Raw genomic sequence first — 22,377 nt, 5'->3', positions numbered from 1 at the left:
GTCAACCTTTCGATGCGGCGGCCAGAGCCTGCGTGAGGGCTTCTTTCGCGCGGTCGGCGGCTTCGGTGCCGACCTCGTCGGCCAGGGCTTGCGTCAGCTGCCGCAACTGAGAGGCGGTCAGGCCCACGCGCAGGCTGGCCCGCATGTGGGAGCGCAACTGCGCCTCGGCGCCAGGCGTTGCCGCGAGCGCACCGACAGTCGCCAATTCGCGGCTCTGCCAGTCGAGGTTGTCGCGCTCGAAGATGTCACCGAACAGGTGCGCTTGCAGAAACTGGTTGATGGTGGGCGCGAAATCGAACACCGCACCTTGCACCGGCCCGCCGGAAATCTCCGTCTGGTTCGCCTGGCCAGCGATGACCAAGTCGTTGCCAGTAGCCACCGCCCGGCTGGGTTCTCGGCCTGTCGCGTCTTGGATTCCACGCTGCTTGCGCGCCTCCACGACCTTCAGCAATTCGCCGAGCGCATTGAGGCTACGCGGAAAACCGGCATAGGCATAGAGCTGCATCAGCACTTCCTTGGCCTCGCTCAGAGTCAGGCCCGCGTCGAGGCCTTGGTTCAGCGCGGCATTGAGTCGGGGCATGTCGCTGCTCGCCATGAAGGCTGCCATCAGCGGAATTGCGCGTTGCTTGGCCGTTAGCGTTTCGGATACTGGATGGGCACGAGACTTGGCGTGGACGGAGAGACCTGCGCTGGCCACGGCCGCCTGGTAGTCCTTGTCGGAAACCTTATCTTTCCAGGTCACCGAGATGCCATCTTTCTTCTCCGCGATGGCAACGTGAGTCATCGCGCCAGTGGGACCCGCACCATGCCAGTGGCGCACATTCGCGGGAATTGTGACGACATCGCCGGGGCGGATGGCTTGCGCCGGTTGCCCCTGCTGCTGAACCAGGCCCAGGCCAGCTGTGACGATCAGCGTCTGCCCCAGCGGATGGGTATGCCAGGCCGTCCGGGCACGGGCTTCGAAGGTCACCGCGGCACCTCCGGCCTTGCCTGGTGGCAGGGCCTGGAATGGCGAACGGATGCGGACGCTGCCGGTGAAGGTCTTGGTCGAACCCTCAACGTCGGGCTGTGCGGAGGCTGAGCGCACCTCGACGACCGGCGCAGTCGCCGTGGTGTTTGAAGACTGCGCGCCGGCGGTGGCCGCTGCGCCGCTCAGGGCGATGTAGATCAATGGCTTCACGACAGGGCCTCCTGTTGTTGCAATGGAATGTGTCGGCGTTGAACCACGCAGGTGAGCACCACCAGCAAGGCCAGCATCAGCAGCGCAGCGCTGGCGTCCAGGCTCATGGAAACGCGATGGGCCAGTTCGACCTTGGCATCGGGGCTGTAGCCACCGGCTGCGGAGAAGACCACCACCAGCATGGCCAGGCCGACGGAGCCGCCCAGTTGGTGGGAAGCGTTCACGAGACCGGATGCCGCGCCCGCGTCTTTCGCTGCCACACCGGCTACGCCAGCGATGGTCAGCGGGCTCAATGCCAGCCCTTGGCCGATACCGAGCACTGCCATGGGCAGCGCCACGCTGGTGAGGTAGCTGCTGTAGGCGCCGACCTGTGCCAGCCAGGCCATGCCGGCCGCCGTCAACGCCACGCCGGCCGCCAGCACGCGGTCATTGCCGAAGCGCGATGTCAGGCGGGAAACTGTCATAGCCGCCAACAGCTGGACGATGGTGGCCGGTAGGAAGGCCAAGCCCGCCTGCAACGGCCGCATGCCCAGCACGCCTTGCAGGTACTGCGTCAGGTAGAACCAGAAGCCGATCACCCCAGCCAGGTAGAGCAGCCGGGCAGCATAAGCGCCCGAGCGTGCACGGCTTCGGAACAAGCGCAGCGGCAGCAGCGGCTGTGCAGTGCGTCCCTCATGGACGAAGAACCCCAGCAACAGCAGCGCACCAGCCAGTAGCGGCAGCCAACTGTGCATTGCCAACCAGCTCGTCTCCGCCGCTTCGACCAGGCCGTACACCATGGCGACCATGCCCGCCGTAGACAGGACGGCGCCGGGCATGTCGAGTTGACCGGTCTGCCTGGGCGTTTCCTTGACGTAGCGCAGTGCACCCCAGACCAGGGCTAGGCCGAGGGGCACGTTGATGAAGAAGCCCACGCGCCAGGACAGCAGGTCCGCCAGCACGCCGCCCAGGACCATGCCGATGGTGGCCCCAACGCCCGCGGTAGCGCCGTACCACCCCAAGGCCTTGCTGCGCTCGGCGCCTTCCGGGAAGGTCACCGACAGCAAGGCCAGCGTGGCCGGCGCAAGGATGGCGGACCCCAGGCCCTGGACCGCCCGGGCGCCGACCAGAAAGGCGGGTGACGGTGCCAAGCCGATGGCTAGGGACGCGAGCAGGAAAACGGCCAGCCCCAGCACGAGCATGCTCCTGCGGCCGAACAGGTCACCCGCCCTCGCGCCGGCCATCAGCAGGCCGCCGAAGCTGAGTGTGTAGGCAGTGTGGACCCAGGACAGGGTGGAGGGGCTGAAGCCCAGGCTGTCGCGAATCTTGGGCAGACCCGTGATGACGATGGAGATGTCCAACACGATCATCAGGTAGCTGGCCAGGACGAGAAGCAGCACGGCGCCCGCGTTGCGGGCCTGCAGCGTCGGTTCGGAAGCGTTCATTGTCTTGCTCAAATGTTCAGCTTGCGTTCGGACATCCACTTGACGATGGCCGGATCGCGGTGCGAGAAGAAGCTGCTGGTGTTGGTGTCGAGCGCAGCGATGCGCGCCATGTCGGCGTCATCGAGCGCGAAGTCGAAGATGGCGATGTTCTCGGCCATGCGCTCCTTGCGCACTGACTTTGCCAACGCAACGATGCCCCGCTGCACCAGCCAACGTAGCACGACCTGTCCGACCGACTTGCCGTGTCGCCCAGCAATCCCCAGCAGCACCTCGTTCTGGAAGAGTCCGTTGCGTCCCTCTGCGAAAGGTGCCCAGGCCTCGGTTTGCACGCCGAGGTCCTTCATGAATGGGGCGCTTTCCAACTGCTGCTGGAAGGGGTTCACTTCGACCTGGTTGACCGCGGGTGCTATCTCGTTGAACACCTGGATGTCCATCAGTCGGTCCGGGTGGAAGTTGCTGACGCCAATGGCGCGCAGCTTGCCCGCGCGGTAGGCGTCTTGCATCGCACGCCAAGAGCCGTGAACGTCTCCGAAGGGCTGGTGGATCAGGTAGAGGTCCAGGTAGTCGAGGCTCAGGCGGCGCAGTGACTGGTCGATGGCCTGCTGCGTGCGCTCGTAGCCGGTGTCCTGCACCCACAGCTTGCTGGTGACGAAGAGCTGCTCGCGCGGGACGCCGCTGGCCCGCAGCCCCTTGCCCACGGCCACTTCGTTCATGTAGGAGGCGGCGGTGTCGATCAGCCGGTAGCCGGTATCGATGGCGTCGACGACGCTGCGCGTGCACTCGTTCGCATCGGCAATCTGGAAGACGCCGTAGCCCAAGATGGGCATCTGCAGGCCGTTGTTCAGGGTGACGTGTTGCATGAGTCGCTGCTTTCGGAAGTTCGTTGAAATGAACTTTAGGCAAGAGACTCACATATGAATAGTGACAGATAGGTTGATTTATTGGCATCAAAAAGATGACAATCGGCCTGCAAGGAGGCCCTGCATGGCGATCAACGAACTGCGTTCCGTCACGACCTTCATCAAGGCGGCGGAACTGGGCAGTCTGCGCAAGGCGGCGCAGGCCTTGGACATCAGCCCCCAGGCGGCGAGCAAGGCGCTGGCCCAGTTGGAGGTGCATCTGGATGCGCGCCTGTTCCACCGCACGACACGTGTGATGTCGCTGACCGATGCGGGGCAGCGGCTGTTCGAGGACGTGCAGCCGTCCGTGCTGGGCATGCAGCGTGCGCTGCTGAATGCCCGGTCGGCGAAAGACGAGTTCGCCGGGCCGCTGCGCATCACCGGGCCGCGCACGACGTTCCAGCCGATTCTCTGGCGTCTGGTCGAGGAGTTCTGCGATCTGCATCCCGGCATACAGCCCGACGTGCTGCTTGACGACCGCATCGGAAACTGGGTCGAGGATCGGGTGGATGTGGGCTTCCGCCTTGGACCTTCACCCCATGAGGGCGTCATCGCGCGGCGGCTGTTCCCCGTGCAACTGCCCATCTGCGGCGCGCCTGCGTACTTCGCGCAGCACGGCGTGCCCGACTCCCTGGCCGCGCTGGCCGCGCATCGCTGCAGTGCCTATCGGCATCCGAGCACAGGGAAGGTGCTGCCGTGGCGCGTGAAGCTCGGCGACCAGGCTGTCGACCAGCCGGTCGTGCCGGCGATCTGCTGCAACGACGAACTGTTCGAGCTACAGGCGGTCCTGGCCGGCAAGGTGCTCGGGCAGCTCGCCGGCGTGACGGCGGCACCCTTTATCCGTTCGGGGCAACTGGTGCCCATCCTAGTCGAGCACATGCCGGACTACGCCAACTACTTCGTCTACTTCGGCAGTCGGTCTTCGCAGCCGGCGCGGGTTCGGGCCTTTATAGACCTGGCGGTGCAACGGCTCGGCGAGGACTCAGAATACGTGCTCAGCGAAAAGGAATTGCAGCGGGGCGGGCGAAGGGAGCGCGCCGGCAAGCCGAAGTCAACCACCAGGCCGGCTAGGCCAGCCCCCTGAGACCAGCGATGGTGCGCACCTAGATGACCGCTTACGGAACTAGCGGCCATCTACTCCCATAAATTTGAACGACTGCAACCAGCCTAAAGCCGCCACGCCTGAAGGTTCAGGGTTGGATGTCGTCAACTTCTGTTTGCATTCGAACGAAACTTTCTAGCTGACTAAGACGAGCCAATCCGGCCTGAGCAACATCGAAGCTTGGGCAATGTTCGATGCCGTACAGCAACTTGACATGGCACTTCCTAGGATCGTTGGTCTCGGACTGCCTAAGCTGCCTACTGCTGTTCCAGAATCTCCAGAGCCTCTTTCGCAATCGCCAGCGAGAGTTCCTCATGAAGAATCCCAGCCTTTAGCACCAAGTGTTGCAAACGACGTTCGCGACTAGGCTCCTTGCCGATGAAGTCGCGCCGTTCAATGCGCTGGTAGATGTCAAGCTTGGCCTGGTGCATCGCCTGCAGTCGGGCGATTTCCTTCTCAAGCCCCGTGGGGCCAACCGCAGCCTCGGCGCGCAGGCGCACCATGAGCTCGTCGCGCAGGGGCGTGGGGTCCTGCTGCTCGGCGATCCAGCGCCGGAGTTCCTTGCGACCTGAAGGCAGCAGGCGGAACTGGCGCTTTCGGCCGCGGCCCGTCTCCGCGGGCAAAGCCTCGATCCATCCTGCTTCCTCCAGCCGTGCCAACTCGCGGTAGATCTGCTGGTGCGTGGCGTGCCAGAAGTAGCCGATGGACTTGTCAAAGCGCTCGGCGAGCTCCGAGCCCGAGCAGGGGTGCTCGACAAGGGCAGTGAGAAGGGCGTGGGGCAGGGACATCGAAAGGGTGCGCCGGGAGGAAACTGCAAAGGCCGCCATCTTGCCTGAATCGGGAGGGTTCTTCATTGTTTATGCAACCAGTTGCATAAATGCGGGATACTGGCTATATTTGTGCAACTGGTTGCATAAAAAAGAAAGAGACCTGCGATGAACGCCATCCTGAAACCCGCCCCGGCCCCGCTGAAATCTCCGGCTGACAGCAATAGCCCCTATCCACACCTGCATGCCCCGCTGGACCTGGGCTTCACCACGCTGAAGAACCGCGTGCTCATGGGCTCCATGCACGTGGGGCTGGAGGAGGTGGCCAACGGCTTCGAGCGCATGGCAGCTTTCTATGCCGAGCGCGCGCGCGGCGAGGTCGGGCTCATCGTCACGGGCGGCATTGCACCCAACGAGCGCGGTCGGCCCATGCAGGGCGGGGCCATGCTGGTCAACGAGCACGAGGCCGCGCAGCACCGCAAGGTGACCCAGGCCGTGCATGCTGAGGGCGGCAAGATCGCGATGCAGATCCTGCACTTCGGTCGCTATGCCTACCACCGCGACCTGGTGGCCCCGAGCGCGCTGCGCGCACCCATCAACCCCCACGTGCCGCATGCGCTCACCGCTGATGAGGTGGAGCAGACCATCGAAGACTTCGCGCGCTGCGCCGCGCTGGCCCAGCACGCGGGCTACGACGGGGTGGAGGTCATGGGCTCCGAGGGCTACCTGATCAACGAGTTCATCGCTGCGCGCAGCAACCACCGCGATGACGCCTGGGGCGGCAGCTACGCCCACCGCATGCGCTTTCCGGTGGAGATCGTGCGGCGCACGCGCGAGCGCGTGGGGCCGAACTTCATCATCATCTACCGCCTGTCCATGCTCGACCTGGTGGAGGGCGGCTCCACGCTGGCCGAGGTGATCGAGTTGGCCCAGGCCATCGAGGCGTCGGGCGCCACCATCCTGAACACCGGCATCGGCTGGCACGAGGCACGTATCCCCACCATCGCCACCAAGGTGCCGCGCGCGGCCTATGCGTGGGTGACAAAGCAGGTGATGGGGCAGGTGGGCATACCGCTCATCAGCTCCAACCGCATCAACACGCCCGAGGTGGCCGAGCGCCTTCTGGCCGAGGGCTTTGCCGACATGGTCTCCATGGCGCGGCCCCTGCTGGCCGATGCCGACTTCGTGCGCAAGGCGCGCCAGGGCCGGGCCGACGAGATCAACACCTGCATCGCCTGCAACCAGGCCTGCCTGGACCACACCTTCGGCGGCAAGATCACCAGTTGCCTGGTCAACCCCCGCGCATGCCACGAGACGGAACTGGTCATCGCCCCCACCGCCGCCAAGAAGCGCATCGCCGTGGTCGGCGCCGGTCCGGCCGGCCTGAGCTTTGCTGTCACGGCCGCCCAACGCGGCCATGCAGTGGTGCTGTTCGATGCGGGCAGCGAGATCGGCGGCCAGCTCAACATCGCCAAGCAGGTGCCGGGCAAGGAGGAGTTCTACGAAACCCTGCGCTACTACCGCCGCCAGCTGGAGCTGCACGGTGTGGAGGTGCGCCTGAACACCCGAGTAGAAGCGGCCGACCTGGCGGGCCAGGGATATGACGAGGTGGTGGTGGCCACAGGCATAAAGCCGCGCACCCCGGACATCGAAGGCATCGACCACCCCAAGGTGCTGAGCTACCTGGACGTTCTGCGCGACAAGAAGCCGGTGGGCCGGCGCGTGGCCATCATCGGCGCGGGCGGCATCGGCTTCGACGTGGGCGAGTACCTCACGCACGAAGGCGAGAGCGGCGCGCTGGCACCTGCCAAGTTCAATGAGGAGTGGGGCATCGACCCCGCCTATGCCCAGGCCGGCGGTCTGCGCCCTGCACAGGTGGAAGCCCCCGCGCGCCAGGTGCACCTGCTGCAGCGCAAGAGCAGCAAGGTCGGCGATCAGCTGGGCAAGACCACGGGCTGGATCCACCGCACCTCGCTCAAGGCGCGCAACGTGGGCATGAGCTCGGGCGTGGCCTATGAGCGCGTGGACGATGCGGGCCTGCACATCACCATCGATGGCGGCGCACCCCAGGTGCTCGACGTCGACCACATCGTAGTCTGCGCCGGCCAGGAGCCGCTGCGCGCGCTGTACGACGCGCTGGTGGCCGCGGGCCAGAGCTCCCACCTCATCGGCGGTGCCGACGTGGCGGCCGAACTCGACGCCAAGCGCGCCATCCTGCAGGGCACGACGCTCGCCGCATCCATCTGACTGATTTTCGATTTATCCCCAGGAGACACACCATGACCGAAGCACCGAAGAACATCCACCCCGCCGTCGCCCGCTCGCTCGACACCTGGCACCACATGGTGGCCAGCCGCGACCTGTCGAACCTGCTCTCCATCGTGCATCCCGACGCGGTGTTCCGCTCGCCCATGGCGAACACGGCTTACACCTCGGCCCCGGCGCTGATGCTGGCCCTGTCCACGGTGATCCAGGTGTTCGAGGACTTCACCTACCACCGCCAGCTGGCCACCGACGACGGCCTGAACATCGTGCTGGAGTTCAGCGCCCGCGTGGGCGACAAGCAGCTCAAGGGGATCGACCTGGTGCGCTTCAACGAGCAAGGCCAGATAACAGAGTTCGAAGTCATGGTGCGCCCTTTGAGCGGCCTGCAGGCCCTGGGTGCCGAGATGGGGGCGCGGCTGGGCGACAAGCTTCCGGCCTTCAAGGCAAAGGCTTGAAGCGTTCGTAAAAGAAAAGACAGGAGACAAAGCCCATGACCGCCACCACCGCACCGCCAACTTTCGCGCCTTGGGAGAGTTCCTACCCGCCAGCCCTGCGCAACTACCAGCTCGACTTGGCGGCGCTGCCCGCCAATGCTGCGCAGCTGGCCACGCAGGCCGCGGCGGACCACGGGGACCAGCCCGCATTCACATTCGTACTGCCCACGGGCGCGAACGTGGTGCGCAGCTTTCGCGAGATCGATGCCCTGTCGGACGCCTTCGCCGTCTGGCTGGTGCGCGAGCAGGGCCTGCAGGTGGGCGATGTGCTCGCGCTGCAGTTGCCCAACAGCCTGCACTATCCCATCGCGGTGTTCGGTGCGTGGAAGGCCGGGGTCATCGTGACCAACGTGAACCCGCTGTACACCGGGCGCGAGCTGCGCCTGCAGCTCGAAGACAGCGGCGCGCGGCTGCTGTTGGTGTGCGACATGTTCCTGCCGGTGGCGCGGCCTGTTGCAGAAGAGTTGGGATTGCCGGTGTTGACGGCCAGCCTGTGGGACTTTTTTGAGGAACCCGTGGCCTCAGCCATCCGCGCCAAGATGGCGGGGCCTGCCGACCCCGCCGCGGTGCCGCTGCCGCGCATGGTCGATGCGCTGGCGCAGGGCAAGGCGCTGGCACCTGTCGACCACCGCAGCCACCCCGTGGCGGTGTATCAGTACACGGGCGGAACCACCGGGCGCAGCAAGGGCGCGGTGATCACGCACGGCAACATCCTGGCCACCCTGCGCATCACGCGCGATTTTCTGGATGCCTACGACGGCCCCCAGCGCGGCGAGACCATGCTCACCGGGCTGCCCATGTACCACGTGTTCGCTTTCATGGTGAACTTCCTGGTGTTCTTCCAGGTGGGGGCGCGCAACCTGCTGGTGCCCAACCCGCGCCCCATGTCCAACCTGCAAAAGACCTTCGAGCAGTTCGACGTGCAGTGGACCGCCGGGGTGGACACGCTGTTCGCTGGCCTGATGGCCGAGCCCTGGTTCCAGGCCAGCCCACCGAAGCTGCGCTACGCGTTTTCGGGTGGCACGGCCTTGCGTACATCGACCGCGCAGGCCTGGCAGGCGCTGGTCTGCCCCATCATCGAAGGCTATGGCATGACAGAGACGTCCTGCATCGTCTCGTGCAACCCGCCCTCGGCCACGCCGCGCCTGGGCACCGTGGGTGTGCCCATGCCTGGTTGCCGCGTGCGCGTGGTGGATGATCAGGGGCGCGACCTGCCCCAGGGCGAGCGCGGCGAGCTGCTGGTGCGGGGCCCGCAGGTCGTGGCCGGCTACCTGCATGCGCAGGCCGACAGCGCCAGTGCGATCAAGGACGGCTGGCTGCACACGGGCGATATCGCGCAGCTGGAAGAGGGTGGCTACATCCGTATCGTGGACCGCAAGAAGGACATGATTTTGGTCTCGGGCTTCAACGTCTACCCCAACGAGGTGGAGGACGTGCTGGCCGCCCACCCCGGCATCGCCGAGGCCGCCGTCATCGGTGTGCAGGATGCCGCCACCGGCGAGGCCGTACGCGCCTTCGTCGTGCCGCGCAACCCCACGCTCACGGTCGAGGACGTGGAGCGCCACTGCCGCACCCAGCTCACGGCCTACAAGGTGCCGCGACAGATCGTCTTCCGCGATCAACTGCCCAAGTCGCCGGTGGGCAAAATCCTCAGGGCTTCGCTGCGCGAAGCAATGTGATCGTGGTCTGATGCGCGCTGCGGCTCTTGCAGACTCGATTTACAGGTACGGCGGCAATGCAGCGGGAGCTGCCGGTCAACCCTGAAAGGTCGCACTGCAACATGGCCGGCGTTGGAAGCCGCACAGCGGTCATTCGATAGCGCCAGCGATCGACCCATAGCAGGCGTTCCGCGCCCGCGGGAAGCGGTCCATCGTGGGGTGCAACTTTGTTCGGCGGTTCTCCCGGCGCGCACACTGTCAGTCTGTCAGTATGTGTCGGTAGAGGCCGTGTCATGAACGGCCTGCTGTCGATATTGGCCGGACTGAAGAAGGCGAAACCAGCGGTGATCCGCCACCGGGAGTGTTGTAGTCAGGCGATTGACGATGGCACTCGTGCGCGCGCCACAGTTATCCGGCCAGACCACAGCCGCACTTCTTGAACTTCTTGCCTGAACCACAGGGACAGGGCGAATTGCGCCCGATCTTTACTCCAGCGGAAATCGGCGTGTCTTGTCTGATGGCCAGAGGACGCACTCCGGGGCGCCACTGCTGCAGCGGATTGGCTTTGATCCGCGCGATCAGTTGGCGTTGGCTCGCGAGGGTCATCCGGGCCTGGGGCGTTAGGCCGGCCGCGTACACCTGCAGCCGCTCCATCTCGCTCTCAGCCTCTGCGTGCAAGCCGCAGTAAGCCAGAACGACGGCGTACTGCGCACGGACATCCAAGTGTCGATTCAGCAGTTGGTTGTCCACGACCACTGGCATCACGTGTTGCTCAAGAATCTCCCGCGCGCCGACGAAATCATGTCGTGCGACGAACTCGTCAGCGAGGTCTTGCCCGACACGTATCAGCGAGTCGATGGCGCCGGCGATACCGTAGAACTTCATGGCATGGATTCGCGCGAATGGCGCGAGCACGTGCAACTTGCCGGCCACCATGGCTTTGAGTTCGAGCGCATCCGCGAGTCGCTTGATGTCCGCGTGATCAAGTCCCGGCTTGTTGATGAGCGCCCAGAGCGCGGCTTGCTTCGCGCCGACAACCTGCTCGAGCCGAATGCCGAGAACCGCGAACGTCTCGTCGATCACCTGATCGACCACGCCCATCGCGCTTTCGTAGCGCTCAAGGCGAAAGAGCGCCGCTGCCGCGTTGTAGAGGAAAACCCGTCGGTGGACAGGCTTGTCCGGCAATCGGCTGTCCAGCTCGCGAATCGCGCGCCAAACCCCCTCCTCGTCACCTTGATTCGAGAAATGGAGCATGCGCTTCATCAGGAAGGACAGAACTTCCTCCTCACCGAGCGCGCCGCTATCGATTAATTGCTCCATCGCCTCCAACCTAGGCGCCAGACGATCCATGTGCCCGAGCTTCATGTCCGAGAAGACCAGACCATCGAGAGCCCAGTACCGCTGCTCCGGATCTGATTCGTTTTTGGCGACCAGCGTCTCCAGACCGTGCCAGACCTCTACTGCCACGCCCATTTCGTGGAACATCTCTTCGCCGATAAGGTCCACCAGCGTCTTGACGTCCCCAGTGGCCAGCAGCAGCCGCGTGTAGAGCGAGAAGCGCGCCGTGTTGCGATCACGATTGAACGCCATGACCATCAGATCCTTGAGGGCAACACGAGCCCGTGATGCGACCTCTGCGGGCATGCCCGACAGGTGCTGGCTCCCGACAACACGGATGGCGTCATGCAGTCGGATCTCCTTGTTGCCATAGATCTCCACCACCCCAGCGGGTCGCAGTGACCGGATCACTCCAGCAACCGCTTGCTCGTTCATCTCAAGGGCCGCGTCCAGCAGCTTGTTGATCTCGGCTGGTAGCAGGCCAATATCGGACAGGCTCAGCACCGCAATCGTCTGTTGTGCGGCGGGGTGAAATGCGTAGAACACCTTCGCCAAGATGACCTCTTGTGCGGTCTGGGTCAGGTTCGTTAACGCTTCGACGGCGTCGCACATCTGGTCGATGCGCCCTGAGTACTCTTCGCGAGCAATCGTGACGGCACTCCTGACGAACAGAGGCATGCCAGCCGTCAGTATCTTCAGGCGCCCCATGGTGACCGCATCCCCTCGACACCCCCAACCGACAACCGCCGCCGCAACATCGTCAACACCCCACCCCTTCAGCGGCTCTCGCGTCAATCCCAGAAGGGCTTCGATCTCGGGCAACGTCCCAAGCGGCTGCGCCAGGAGCACGAACTTCAGCGCCGACGTGGCATCGATCATGCGCTTGAGGCTATCAGCCGAAACACAATGCACGTTGTCCAATACAACGGTCGGCGAGAGCCTCAAGCGCTCGAGATAGATGTCCAACTGGCGAAGTGACTCGACGCCAGTGGCGCCCGGCAGCAAGATCTTGCGCACCGCATCTGGTCCGGCGCCGGCCAACTTGGCGGCCAGCTCACGCACCAGCGAGAGGGCGAGGGCCTCCCCCGGCGTCTCGGCGCAATCGAAGTACGCGCAGATGTGCCTGCTCAAGGCGGCCGCCTGTGAAGCCCACGCAGTCTTCCCGGCGCCCGAGAAGCCGGAAACGATCCGGACTCGGGAGCTCGAGTCGATTTGAGGTTCGTTCTCCTGCGGGCGGTACTGCTCGGGCGGTGCCGGGAAGTCCTGCAGTTGGATCAGGATCTGGTCCAGCAGTGACGGGAAATCCGCGACCAAGAAGGTGTGATCCGCATGGGGCGCTTCCCCGGCGGCCGCAGCCTGGACGCGGCCGGCCAGTTTCCAAACGAGGGAGTCGGGCGCCAGCATCGCAAGTGGGACTGCGGTGGCTCGGTCGACGCACCATGCGACTGCCTCATCGATATTCGCCCAAGCCGGTGGAAGTTGCCCGAGGTCACCAGAACACACGCGGCCTGGCCACAGGATCTCTACGTCGCCCGCCAGCTTTCCTGTCTCGACCTGTTCAGCCAATGTCGGCCCTAAGGCTCGGTTGACCACCACCACGCACGTTGCGCGCCCCTGCCGACGGCCCTGCTGGTGCTCTTGCCGCAGGCTATCGAATCGTTCCATCGTCGAGTTGATGTCGGCCGGCATGATCGGCTGGCTACGCGTCTTGACCTGGATGTAGCAGCGCCCCGCTGGTGTGACGAGCTCGATATCTTCGTCCCGCTCGACAACCACGGACGTAGCGCCGGTCTGTTCTGAAGTCAGAAGGCACGCGGCAGCATAGAGATGCTGATAGAGGAAGCCCCGGTGTACCGCCGCAATGCGGATCTCCTGGGCTGGATCGAGCGTCGGGGTGTGGGGCATATGGGAAAGAAGTCTTGGTTTCGGTCCTCGCGGGGGGCATTTGCCAGCAGTAGCTGATCACCCCATCTGGGATGCAACACCTATCCTGCCCACGGCTAACGGCAGAGCGAGCGTACATGTCATTTTGGGGCTCGCCGCCCAGCCGTACCTCAACCAACGCCGGACCGATGCGCTCGAAAGCCAACTTCCCGGGCGGCTCTACTCTATATTGGGCGACTTCAACACCAAGACAGCGCGGGGCAACGATTCAGCGCCTTACCCAGGGATCCGACGGATGGCAGGACAACGATTGACGGGAGCGGCTGCGCAGACCGAGGCCATGCGGGCGCTGGCCCACTCTCGTGCCGGCATCGAATCGTCCCTGGCGCCCTTCGAGCCAAGAAGCACATTCGCGGTCTGGTTCTCGACCTTCCGTGGCATCGAAGAGCTGATCAACCTACCGGGAGAACTGCGTGGCGAGCCGCTCCTCGACGAGATTGGTGGACTGGCTCTCCTGGACATGGCCGGAGCCCTCAGGGCACTGCCATCCATCAAAGCAGGACTGGAGTCACGCTTCTCCCGATTGGTGGCGAAGAGGCTCATGCAGACGCTTATTCAACTGCAAGCCATCGCCCTGTCGTTTGCAATGCATCAGCTGCCTGCAGCTCGGGAATTGGCAACCGTCGGTACGGCCATCGGCTACCTACAGTCCCGCCGTCGGCATCTACTGGCTTTCCTTCACACGATTCCTGGTGTCTGCCGAGGAACTCAGCGGCTGCACGAACTGGACGGCCTCAACCAGTTCCTCTACCTCATTGAGACCGCCGGCCTGGGGACAACGTCAATGCATCACAACCTGATGCTGGCCCTGGTGTACCCGGACTTCGCCTTAGATGTCGACGCGGTGGGAATCTTGGCAAGTCACAGCTTCAACGGACTGGACGCGTTGTTTCTGGAGCCCGAGCGAACAGCCATCACCGAAATGGCCGATGTCGACCTCAGCGTGGTGAAGCGTGTTTCAGTAAACCGCCGACTGATTTTTTCCAAGGCCGAGCTGGAGAACAATCTCGCGCTCATGGCCGCGGCGTATGCGGAGTTCAACCTCCACAAAACGTCATTTGGTCAGTTGGCCGCGTTCATCCGCAGCTTGCTCTCTCTCGTTGTGGACGAGTATTTCGTTCGGCTGACAGTTAAGCGCTTCGACGAGTTGTGTTCCGAGCAGAAGCTACCCGACGCCCTTATAGGGGCGCTTGTCGTTCAAGGCGCCGACTACGTCGACAACACCAGCACTTACGCGCCGTTCACGCGTGTCGGCGGCGACCTAGTCACTTCGATTACCCTGCTCAATCGATTCGCGAACCACTGGAAGAGTGTCTGTCTGAACCGCGTTCGTCGATATCAAATCCGCTCTGGATTCATCTTCGAGAAGTCGGTCAAAGCAGCTCTGCGGACCCAAGGATTCGACGTTACGGAGATCAAGAGAGTGGAGCGCGCGGAGTTCGACGTCGTTGCGACGCTCGACGGCGTGATCTACAACGTTCAGTGCAAGAACAACCTCGTTGACTTGAATCGGATCGAGACCGACGTACGGAGGTTCGTTCGCTACAACCGCTCTCTTGACCTGGCCTACAGGAAGGCCCTCGCGAAGGAGCGCGCGCGCGAGCAAACGCTCTTGCGGGAGTTGGGCCTTACCGCAATCAAGCACTTCGTTGTGAGCCGCTATCCCGTTGCAACGCAGAACCCCTACGTTTTGGCCTTCGGCGAAATCTCGCGGTTCAGGGATATTGCGGTCGGGACGTGAGACCGATAGCTGTCCGGCAGCCGGCTGGCGAGTAGCTGGGGTTATTCCGGTCGCCCGAGTGTCTGTATTGCGTCGCGATACTGAACGACTGTTTGTGGCCGGTCGAGCCCGACGACTTTCCGAATTGCTTGTCCTACACCTGCCGCTCAGGAGGTGCCCTCCTGAACGCCCGCTTTTGGTCGATGCAGGTGGCCGACGCGGCACCCGCACCCGACCACAAGGGGAAGTTCGCGAGTGACTGCTTCAGTTAGGCTATCACTCAACATAGAAATACGAGTTCTCTGATGCCGCAATATCTCCGAACCAGCAGTGTCCGACTCATTGAAGCCAGCCAGGAAGCATTGCATCTGGCATTTGTCGGATTGGGATTGCCTGCACGTCAAGAGCTTCGCGTTGGGGCTGCACAATTCGCTGCGTCGGCGGGGCTTATCGGTGTTGCGGTTGAACAAGCGCTGTCCGCCATATTGGTGCAGGTGCTGGGCGAAGATGCGTTGATGGCGAGTCGGACTCAATTCAAGTCTGCGCGTGAAGTGCTTCAAGACGTTCGATCTCTGTTGGTAGCCCCTCCGCCGCGGGCTTCGTTCCTGACCTATGGTCTTCTAGACGCTGCTGCTCACCGCCAGGAACTCCACAGAGCCACAGAAGGATTCACGCTCATTATTGGCGAACGTGCGGCGGGCCTTCACGCAGGTCAAGGTCCATCGCGTGCCGTCGCCATGGTGCAGGCGCAGAAGGTGCTTGTCTTTTACGACCTGTTAGCGCGTTCGAGCCGCGTCCGACCGTATCTTGAACAACGTCCTCGCTCGCCAGAAAGCACACTTGATACAGAGGTCATTGTCGATGACTTGGCTCGGCGCTTCATCGAAGCTGAAACGCTGGGGGAGCGGAGCGCCGCCCTGCGGTCCCTGTTTCTTGTACTTCCTGAGGTTCCGGCGACAGCTCCCGAGTGGTTGGACGCATTCGACCGATCTGCTGTGGCGCCAACGAACGATGACATCAACCTCTTACTTCAGACGCTGGAACGTGCAGCGCCAGTCCGATTCCATCGGCTAAATGCTGGTGGCCAGGGTTTGCCGGTCGCCGTGCGGCCCAATGATGCGAACGCGCTTCCAATAGCGCCCCACCACCTACGTCGGGCGTTTGGTGATGTGCTCGGACAATTCGACGCTTACGTCGGCACGGCGAATGGACGTCTGAACGATGGACATCTAGACGTGCCGCCCGAGAGCTTCCTGCTCGACTTGTGGGTCTTTGGACCCAACCAACTCATTCAAGAGTTAAATCGCGAGCGACTGACGGCGCATGAGGCGTGGCCGTTCATCGTGACGGCGCTATCGTCACCTAGGATCAATCGTCCATTCTGGTTCCTGGTCTCAATGGTGGATGACCTGGGGCAGCTTGTCGCCCAGTTGGGCCGAGCGTTCGCTATCGGTGGCGGGGGGCATCTTCGGCAGCAGCAGGCTCCTACGCTTGAGGCGATTGACGCGCTGCGTCGTGGGCAAGTGCTTGCGTTAAATAATCCGATCGTGGCTACTGTGCGTTCGGCCTACGCCGAAGCTAGTACCCGTCGGCAGGCTATTGCTCCAGCCATTGAGCGTAATCGTGGAACGGCACGAGACGCTGGACCTGAAGCCGAGGCCGTCCTTCGCCGAGTTTCCGAAGGCGAATTGGTTGCGGGACAAGCGTTTGAAACGGTCATGGGCTTACCCAATCAAGAGGCAAAGCGATATTGGACGCGTCTTCTGGCTGAGTCGGCGTCTGATCCCGAGGACCGAGAGATGTTAGTTAGGATTCATCGCGATGATGACCTAGTGCCCGCCCAGTCTGCGGCCCGAAAGGCGATGAAACTCATTGACGCAGTTAGCTACGGACCTCAGGTTGAACTCGAGTAAGCATATGGCGCTTCGCGCTTGCAATCAGAATAGTTCCGAGCACAGGGCAAGAAGCAAACACGTACCCGCTGTTCAACGACCGCTCTGCGGTGATGACTTCTGCCAAAGAGTGTCAGCAATGGGTCGATCGCTGACCCCGGTGAATGCCCGCTGATGGGCCTCCAACCCTCGCTTGTATCGCGATGAGGTCGACGATTCGTAACCGACAGCTCCCAGCCTGATTAAGACCTTAAATCGACTCGGGTAAAACCGGAGAGAAGCATGCGCCTGCCTCGAACTCAGTTTCGAGGCGTAGCGCACTTCGTCTATGCAAAGTGGCCTCGCAGTAGACCTGAAGTTTGGCAGAGTGAAGGTGTCATTGCGACGCTTTGGCAACCACGACTGGTATCGTGTGCTGGTCTGGTCGGTCAGGTAGAGGTGAAACGCGTGGTCACCTTGCCGTGGGCTCAGTGGTCAAGTGCATCTGGTTTCTGCACTGACGAACCAGACTGGAAAACCACCAAAGGACAGATATGCCTCTGAATCAAAGAGCCGTAAAACGCCGCAGTGAACCCACTGGAACGACCGTCATAGATCGCCACTACCGATTCGCTTTGCCGAAGGAGATGGACTGGAAGGTCGGAACCCGGGTGTACTTCTCCATCATCAAGAGTGTCGCCGCCCGAGGCAAGTCAAAAGGGTTCGTCATCAGCAAGAAGCCGGGGCCAGTGTGGAAGGGGCGGCTGTTCTCTGGGCGAGTGCGGCGCAACGGCTTTGCTCCGTTGGCCAGGGGGCACAAACCAATCGGCTGGCGCCGCCCCAAAGGGCCAACAGTCCCCTGAAGGGAGCATGCCCTGCAGCAGCTCGACGTGGGCATTGGGATCAGTCAATATGGAGCCGATATGACGATGAACCGAACCAACTATCCAGGGGTGCCAGACGACTTCCCTGTGACAGCAACCGTGGCAGCTGTTTCTGGCGCCCAGCCCAAGATGAACCTGGTCGAGGAAGGTGGCAGGTTCTATGCACCGGGCATGTCGCCGGGCGAAGTTCTGACGGTCTTCCAGATGTGTGACGACCTGGTGTCGCAGATGGTCCCGTACTGCCAGAGGAAGCTGGCGACCTACGAAGGCAATCAAGAGACGACGGTCAAGGCTGCGCTGAAAGGCTTGCTGGCCAAGCGATGGTGCACCGATGCGCAGTGTGTGTGGATCATGCGCAGGGTGGTGGATGAGCTGCAGTGGGCGGTTGGTGATGGCGCCTTGCAATCCGACCAACCCGATGGCTTCTGAAATCGCCAAGGAGAAGTGTCCGATTTCTTTTCGGTTGATTGAGCCCGGGCTATACCTGTCGTGCGACATCCCGCCACAACGTACGGCATACCCCCCCACATGAAATACCCATGACTGACCTACTTGTGCTGCCACCACCTAAACGATCTCGCTCCCGGCGCCTTCGCAAGAAGCTGCACATCGGCGAGTTCCAAGTGCTGGGATTCGACTACGAGTTGACTTGGCGCGTGGCACCGTCGATTGATGTGCAGGATCGGTTCATCGATCAGTTGCTCGAGGACCTCGTCGCGCCCAGAGCGCTGAGTCTAGGCGGAGGGGTCAATTGCGGCTTCGTGGCCGCGCGTCGCGGGAGCGTCACGGACGCTGATCGCGCCGCCTTCGAGAGCTGGCTCGAGCGATGGCCGGATCTCGCCGAGATCAAGGTCGGCCCTCTGCGAGATGCCTGGTACGACGAGGCGCCTTGAGCGCCCGCTCTTCGATCACGAACTCAAGGGGACACTCATGAACGGTCGGCCCCATTCACCGGCGCGGCCCTTGGAAAACCAAGCGGGTGGTGGAACTGGGAGCACCGGGGGCACTGAAATGGGTGCCAGTGCCGCCATGACTGGCCTGCGCCGAATCTACCGACCGGGCTATGCATTCATCAAGGCCGGCGTCATGCTGCTGGACTTGCACAGCGCACGCCTCAAACAAGGAGAGCTTGAGCTAGAACCGCTGGAGAGCCACGCAGGCTCTCGGGAGCGGCTGATGGGGGTGCTCGATGAACTCAACCAGCGCTATGGACGTGGAACGGTGAAGCTCGCCAGCGCCGGAGTGCAGGCCCAGGGACAGACTGCCAGTTGGACTATGCGACAGGAGCGCAGGTCACCGGCCTACACCACGCGCTGGGAGGACATGTTGGAGGTGGGGGAGGTACCTGCAACAGGTCCGCCAATTTATGCTCATGCCTCAACCCGGCAATCAGGCGCGCTTTGTCGGCGCAGCTGTGTTTGCGTCTCTTGAACTGCCTACTCAGGCTGCTATTGAGTCTGAGTTTCTGGAGGCGTCAGGAGAACAGCTGGCACCGCTACTTGCCGAGTGCTCGAACTACTTCATTCAAGCCCGCTATGCCTATGAACAGATCGGTGGCAGCTACAACTTGAGCGGCATCCGCACGCTCGCAAAGGGCTTGCTTGATGCCGTGAAAGCCTTCGGTACCAAGAATCCCTGAGCGAAGTGCTCATCAATATTGGCGCGTCGGTTCGCCCCGGAGTCCGGCTAGGTGCTGCCCCAGTTGTCTCCAAACACCTGGGCTTGCCGCAGCACCAAGTCCACCGCCTCTTCCTGCAAGTCTGGCGGGTACTTGTACTTGCGCAAGACCCGCTTGACCATCAGTCGCAGCTTGGCCCGCACGCTCTCGCGCTCGGACCAGTCCACGGACAAGTTCTGGCGCAGGTTCTCGGTCAGTTCATGGGCGATCTTCTTGAGGGTTTCGTCGGTGAGTTCTCGAACGGCTGATTCGTTGGTGGCCAGGGCGTCGTAAAAGCGCACTTCGTCTTCGGTCAGGCCCAGTTGCTCGCCCCTGCTGGCGGCCTCGCGGAACTTCTTGGCCATCTCGACCAGTTCTTCCATAACCTGGGCGGTTTCAATCGAGCGGTTCTGGTAGCGCTTGATCACGTTGCCCAGCAGGTCGGAGAACTTCTTTTCCTGCACCACGTTGGTGCCGAAGCGGCTCTTGATTTCGCCTTCGAGCAGACGTTCGAGCAGTTCCACCGCCAGGTTCTTCTCGGGTAGGTTCTTCACCTGCGCCAGGAATTCATCGTCCAGCAGACCGATGTTGGGTTTGTCCAGGCCCACAGCGTCAAAGATGTCCACTACTTGGTCAGACACCACAGCGTTGCTGATGATTTGCCGGATGGCTTCGTCGCGCTGTTCGTCGGTGCGCTTCTTGGCGGTAATGTCCCGTTTGGTCAAGATGACTTTGACGGCCTGCATGAAGGCGACTTCTTCCCGCACTGCCTTGGCTTCGTCCAGCGTGCAGCACAGCGAGAAGGCTTGGGTCAGTGCCAGGGTAGTGTCTGCAAAGCGGCGTTTGCCGTCCTTGCCGCCTTCTTCCCGCAGGCCCAGGATGTGGTTGGCGGCCCTTGCCAGGGTTTGGTGGCCCCCGGTGAGGAAGTCGCTGTAATCGCAGCCATGCAGCATGGATTGCAGGACATCGAGCTTTTCCATGAGGACGCTATACGCCTCGCGGGCATCTACGGTGGGAGTGCCCCGGCCTTTGCTGGCGGTGTACTCCTTCATGGCGGCTTTGAGTTCGTTGCCAATGCCGATGTAGTCCACCACCAGGCCGCCTTGCTTGCCCTTGAAGACCCGGTTCACGCGGGCAATCGCCTGCATGAGGTTATGGCCCTTCATGGGCTTGTCCACGTACAGGGTGTGAACGCAGGGGGCATCGAAGCCGGTGAGCCACATGTCGCGCACGATCACCAGGCGCAGCGGGTCGGGGGGGTCTTTGAAGCGCTTTTCCAGGCGTTTTTTGACCTTGCCGTCGTAGATGTGGGGGCGCAGCAGGGCTTTGTCGCTGGCCGATCCGGTCATCACGATCTTGATGGCGCCTTTCTCGGGGTCTGGGTCGTGCCAGTCAGGGCGCAGCTTGATGATCTCGTTGTACAGGTGCACGCAGATGTCACGGCTCATGGCCACGACCATGGCTTTGCCCGATTGGGCGGTGCTTCGCTCTTCAAAGTGCGCGACCAGGTCAGCGGCCACGCTGGCGACACGGGGTTCGGCACCGACAATCTTTTCCAGGGCGGCCCAGCGGCTTTTGAGCTTGGCCTGCTGGCTTTCTTCTTCGTCCTCGGCCAGCTCATCCACTTCGTCGTCAATGCTGGGCAGGTCTTCGTCTTTCAGCCGCAGCTTGGCCAGGCGAGACTCGTAGTAGATGGCCACCGTGGCGCCATCTTCCTTGGCCTGCTGCATGTCGTAGACGTGGATGTACTCGCCAAACACAGCACGGGTGTCATGGTCGGTGCTGCTGACCGGGGTGCCAGTGAAGCCCACGAAGGTGGCATTCGGCAAGGCATCACGCAGATGCTGGGCGTAGCCCGCCTGGTATTTCTCCTCGCCGGGCTTACCTTTGAGGGTGGCCTTGAAGCCGTATTGGGTGCGGTGGGCCTCGTCCGCGATCACAACGATGTTGCTGCGCTCGGACAGCACCGGGAAGGTGTCTTCATCCTCACCCGGCATGAACTTCTGGATCGTGGCGAAGATGATGCCGCCCGAGGGGCGGTTGCCCAACTTGGCGCGCAGGTCTGGACGGGTCAGTGCCTGGGTGGGCTGCTCCCGCAACAAGTCTTGGGCCAGGCTGAACACCCCAAACAGTTGCCCATCCAAGTCGTTGCGGTCGGTGATAACCACGATGGTGGGGTTCTCCATCGCGGCTTCTTGCATCACACGGGCGGCAAAGCAGGTCATGGTGATGCTCTTGCCGCTGCCTTGGGTGTGCCACACCACACCGCCCTTGCGGGAGGCACCAGGTCGGGATGCGGTCACCACTTCTTCGATGGCGGCGCGCACGGCGTGGAACTGGTGGTAGCCTGCAATCTTCTTGACGAGCTGACCGTCGTCCTCGAACAGGACAAAGTAACGGATGTAGTCCAGCAGGTACTGTGGGGTCAGCACACCACGCACCAGGGTTTGCAGTTCTTGAAACTGCCCCAGTGGGTCGAGGTTTACTCCATCAATCGTGCGCCAAGCCATAAAGCGCTCGGCGTTGGCAGACAGCGAACCCATCAGCGCGTCGGTGCCGTCCGAGATCACCAGCACCTCGTTGTACTGGAACACGTCCGGTATCTGCTCTTTGTACGTCTCGATCTGGTCGAAGGCCTTCCAGATGTTGGCGTTCTCGTCGGCGGGGTTCTTGATTTCCAGCAGCACCAGCGGCAAGCCGTTGAGGAACAGGATGATGTCGGGGCGGCGGGTTTTGTGGGGACCTTTGATGGTGAACTGGTTGACGGCCCACCATTCGTTCTTCTCGGGGTGTGCCCAGTCGATCAGGCGAACGAAGTCGCCGCGTGTCTCGCCATCCTTTTGATACTGGACGGGGACACCACCGACCAACAGCTTGTGAAACGCACGGTTGGCCGACAGCAGGGATGGGATGCCCAAGTCAGTGACTTGCTTGATAGCATCTTCACGAGCTGCAACCGGAATGCCAGGGTTCAGGCGGTTGATGGCTTCGCGCAGCCGGAAAGGCAAGACAACCTCGCGGTAGTCGGCACGCTCGGGCGAAGAACCATCGAAGGCGATGTCGGGGCCGTAGCGGTGGGTGTAGCCCACGTCTTGCAGCCAGGCCAGGGTTTCTTGTTCGAGTTGGTCTTCGGTCATTGTGCAATTCCCTCGATGATTCTTTTGTTCGCACTCG

The 22,377-nt window shown here is 62.5% G+C and carries 16 protein-coding genes; 10 read left to right on the top strand and 6 right to left on the bottom strand.

The genetic code is table 11. From position 1 onward, the window contains the following. Position 1: 1 nt before the first annotated feature. From AC07Z7_RS09640 to AC07Z7_RS09630, 3 genes are read right to left on the bottom strand one after another with little or no spacing between them, the layout of a single operon-like run. Positions 2 to 1,180, bottom strand: coding sequence for a (R)-mandelonitrile lyase (locus tag AC07Z7_RS09640; protein WP_494766126.1), 1,179 nt, complete (start codon positions 1,178 to 1,180; stop codon positions 2 to 4). Continuing rightward, the gene (locus tag AC07Z7_RS09635; protein WP_494766125.1) at positions 1,177 to 2,604 is read right to left on the bottom strand and encodes an MFS transporter; all 1,428 of its coding nucleotides are present in this window, start codon (positions 2,602 to 2,604) and stop codon (positions 1,177 to 1,179) included. The genes AC07Z7_RS09640 and AC07Z7_RS09635 overlap by 4 nt, the downstream gene beginning before the upstream one ends. Positions 2,605 to 2,612: 8 nt before the next feature. After that, positions 2,613 to 3,464, bottom strand: a complete 852-nt coding sequence (locus AC07Z7_RS09630) for an aldo/keto reductase (RefSeq protein ID WP_494766124.1) — start codon at positions 3,462 to 3,464, stop codon at positions 2,613 to 2,615. Between the two features lie 124 nt (positions 3,465 to 3,588). On the opposite strand from AC07Z7_RS09630, the gene AC07Z7_RS09625 reads away from it, so the two are divergent. Beyond that, entirely contained in the window at positions 3,589 to 4,587 is a 999-nt protein-coding gene (locus AC07Z7_RS09625) for a LysR family transcriptional regulator (protein ID WP_494766123.1), read from the top strand. Between the two features lie 275 nt (positions 4,588 to 4,862). Here the strand turns inward: AC07Z7_RS09625 and AC07Z7_RS09620 are convergent, their stop codons facing one another. Beyond that, positions 4,863 to 5,393, bottom strand: coding sequence for a PadR family transcriptional regulator (locus AC07Z7_RS09620; protein WP_066788839.1), 531 nt, complete (start codon positions 5,391 to 5,393; stop codon positions 4,863 to 4,865). 147 nt (positions 5,394 to 5,540) lie between these two features. Between AC07Z7_RS09620 and AC07Z7_RS09615 the strand changes: the two genes are divergently transcribed. The 3 genes from AC07Z7_RS09615 to AC07Z7_RS09605 are packed head-to-tail and all read left to right on the top strand — an operon-like array spanning position 5,541 to position 9,810. After that, the gene (locus AC07Z7_RS09615; protein ID WP_494766122.1) at positions 5,541 to 7,619 is read left to right on the top strand and encodes an NADPH-dependent 2,4-dienoyl-CoA reductase; all 2,079 of its coding nucleotides are present in this window, start codon (positions 5,541 to 5,543) and stop codon (positions 7,617 to 7,619) included. Positions 7,620 to 7,651: 32 nt separating this feature from the next. Continuing rightward, positions 7,652 to 8,092: a nuclear transport factor 2 family protein gene (locus AC07Z7_RS09610; protein WP_007854945.1), complete on the top strand. Its 441-nt coding sequence runs from the start codon at positions 7,652 to 7,654 to the stop codon at positions 8,090 to 8,092. A 35-nt stretch (positions 8,093 to 8,127) separates the two neighbouring features. Then, positions 8,128 to 9,810, top strand: coding sequence for an AMP-binding protein (locus tag AC07Z7_RS09605; protein WP_067511704.1), 1,683 nt, complete (start codon positions 8,128 to 8,130; stop codon positions 9,808 to 9,810). A gap of 387 nt (positions 9,811 to 10,197) precedes the next feature. On the opposite strand, the gene AC07Z7_RS09600 is transcribed toward AC07Z7_RS09605, so the two are convergent. Beyond that, complete coding sequence (locus AC07Z7_RS09600) at positions 10,198 to 13,032, bottom strand: SEC-C metal-binding domain-containing protein (protein ID WP_066784837.1); 2,835 nt, start codon at positions 13,030 to 13,032, stop codon at positions 10,198 to 10,200. A 274-nt stretch (positions 13,033 to 13,306) separates the two neighbouring features. Here AC07Z7_RS09600 and AC07Z7_RS09595 point away from each other — a divergent pair, with 274 nt between their 5' ends. From AC07Z7_RS09595 to AC07Z7_RS09570, 6 genes are all read left to right on the top strand, one after another. Next, on the top strand, positions 13,307 to 14,812 hold the full coding sequence (locus AC07Z7_RS09595; protein ID WP_260668948.1) for a hypothetical protein: 1,506 nt from the start codon (positions 13,307 to 13,309) through the stop codon (positions 14,810 to 14,812). Between the two features lie 284 nt (positions 14,813 to 15,096). Then, positions 15,097 to 16,704 (top strand): hypothetical protein, encoded by a 1,608-nt coding sequence (locus AC07Z7_RS09590; RefSeq protein ID WP_260668947.1) that lies wholly within the window; start codon positions 15,097 to 15,099, stop codon positions 16,702 to 16,704. A gap of 881 nt (positions 16,705 to 17,585) precedes the next feature. After that, positions 17,586 to 17,975, top strand: a complete 390-nt coding sequence (locus AC07Z7_RS09585) for a hypothetical protein (RefSeq protein WP_066784842.1) — start codon at positions 17,586 to 17,588, stop codon at positions 17,973 to 17,975. 110 nt (positions 17,976 to 18,085) lie between these two features. Then, positions 18,086 to 18,439, top strand: coding sequence for a 50S ribosome-binding protein YggL (locus tag AC07Z7_RS09580; RefSeq protein ID WP_066784845.1), 354 nt, complete (start codon positions 18,086 to 18,088; stop codon positions 18,437 to 18,439). Beyond that, complete coding sequence (locus tag AC07Z7_RS09575) at positions 18,414 to 18,977, top strand: DUF4113 domain-containing protein (protein WP_082759047.1); 564 nt, start codon at positions 18,414 to 18,416, stop codon at positions 18,975 to 18,977. Before AC07Z7_RS09580 ends, AC07Z7_RS09575 begins: the two co-directional genes overlap by 26 nt. Next, on the top strand, positions 18,913 to 19,185 hold the full coding sequence (locus AC07Z7_RS09570) for a hypothetical protein (protein ID WP_066784848.1): 273 nt from the start codon (positions 18,913 to 18,915) through the stop codon (positions 19,183 to 19,185). Before AC07Z7_RS09575 ends, AC07Z7_RS09570 begins: the two co-directional genes overlap by 65 nt. 47 nt (positions 19,186 to 19,232) lie before the next feature. On the opposite strand, the gene AC07Z7_RS09565 is transcribed toward AC07Z7_RS09570, so the two are convergent. After that, positions 19,233 to 22,340, bottom strand: coding sequence for a type I restriction endonuclease subunit R (locus tag AC07Z7_RS09565; RefSeq protein ID WP_421563353.1), 3,108 nt, complete (start codon positions 22,338 to 22,340; stop codon positions 19,233 to 19,235). Between the last annotated feature and the right edge of the window lie 37 nt (positions 22,341 to 22,377).

It is taken from the genome of Acidovorax sp. GW101-11A03 (assembly GCF_059424825.1).
Note: the sequence above shows the minus strand (reverse complement) of the source record. Positions and strands in the feature narration are given on the sequence as shown.

Coding starts and splice junctions, on each gene's coding strand:
- AC07Z7_RS09635 (WP_494766125.1), bottom strand. CDS start 2,604: ATGAACGCTTCCGAACCGACGCTGCAGGCCCGCAACGCGGGCGCCGTG.
- AC07Z7_RS09630 (WP_494766124.1), bottom strand. CDS start 3,464: ATGCAACACGTCACCCTGAACAACGGCCTGCAGATGCCCATCTTGGGC.
- AC07Z7_RS09625 (WP_494766123.1), top strand. CDS start 3,589: ATGGCGATCAACGAACTGCGTTCCGTCACGACCTTCATCAAGGCGGCG.
- AC07Z7_RS09620 (WP_066788839.1), bottom strand. CDS start 5,393: ATGTCCCTGCCCCACGCCCTTCTCACTGCCCTTGTCGAGCACCCCTGC.
- AC07Z7_RS09615 (WP_494766122.1), top strand. CDS start 5,541: ATGAACGCCATCCTGAAACCCGCCCCGGCCCCGCTGAAATCTCCGGCT.
- AC07Z7_RS09610 (WP_007854945.1), top strand. CDS start 7,652: ATGACCGAAGCACCGAAGAACATCCACCCCGCCGTCGCCCGCTCGCTC.
- AC07Z7_RS09605 (WP_067511704.1), top strand. CDS start 8,128: ATGACCGCCACCACCGCACCGCCAACTTTCGCGCCTTGGGAGAGTTCC.
- AC07Z7_RS09600 (WP_066784837.1), bottom strand. CDS start 13,032: ATGCCCCACACCCCGACGCTCGATCCAGCCCAGGAGATCCGCATTGCG.
- AC07Z7_RS09595 (WP_260668948.1), top strand. CDS start 13,307: ATGGCAGGACAACGATTGACGGGAGCGGCTGCGCAGACCGAGGCCATG.
- AC07Z7_RS09590 (WP_260668947.1), top strand. CDS start 15,097: ATGCCGCAATATCTCCGAACCAGCAGTGTCCGACTCATTGAAGCCAGC.
- AC07Z7_RS09585 (WP_066784842.1), top strand. CDS start 17,586: ATGACGATGAACCGAACCAACTATCCAGGGGTGCCAGACGACTTCCCT.
- AC07Z7_RS09580 (WP_066784845.1), top strand. CDS start 18,086: ATGACTGACCTACTTGTGCTGCCACCACCTAAACGATCTCGCTCCCGG.
- AC07Z7_RS09575 (WP_082759047.1), top strand. CDS start 18,414: ATGCCTGGTACGACGAGGCGCCTTGAGCGCCCGCTCTTCGATCACGAA.
- AC07Z7_RS09570 (WP_066784848.1), top strand. CDS start 18,913: ATGCTCATGCCTCAACCCGGCAATCAGGCGCGCTTTGTCGGCGCAGCT.
- AC07Z7_RS09565 (WP_421563353.1), bottom strand. CDS start 22,340: ATGACCGAAGACCAACTCGAACAAGAAACCCTGGCCTGGCTGCAAGAC.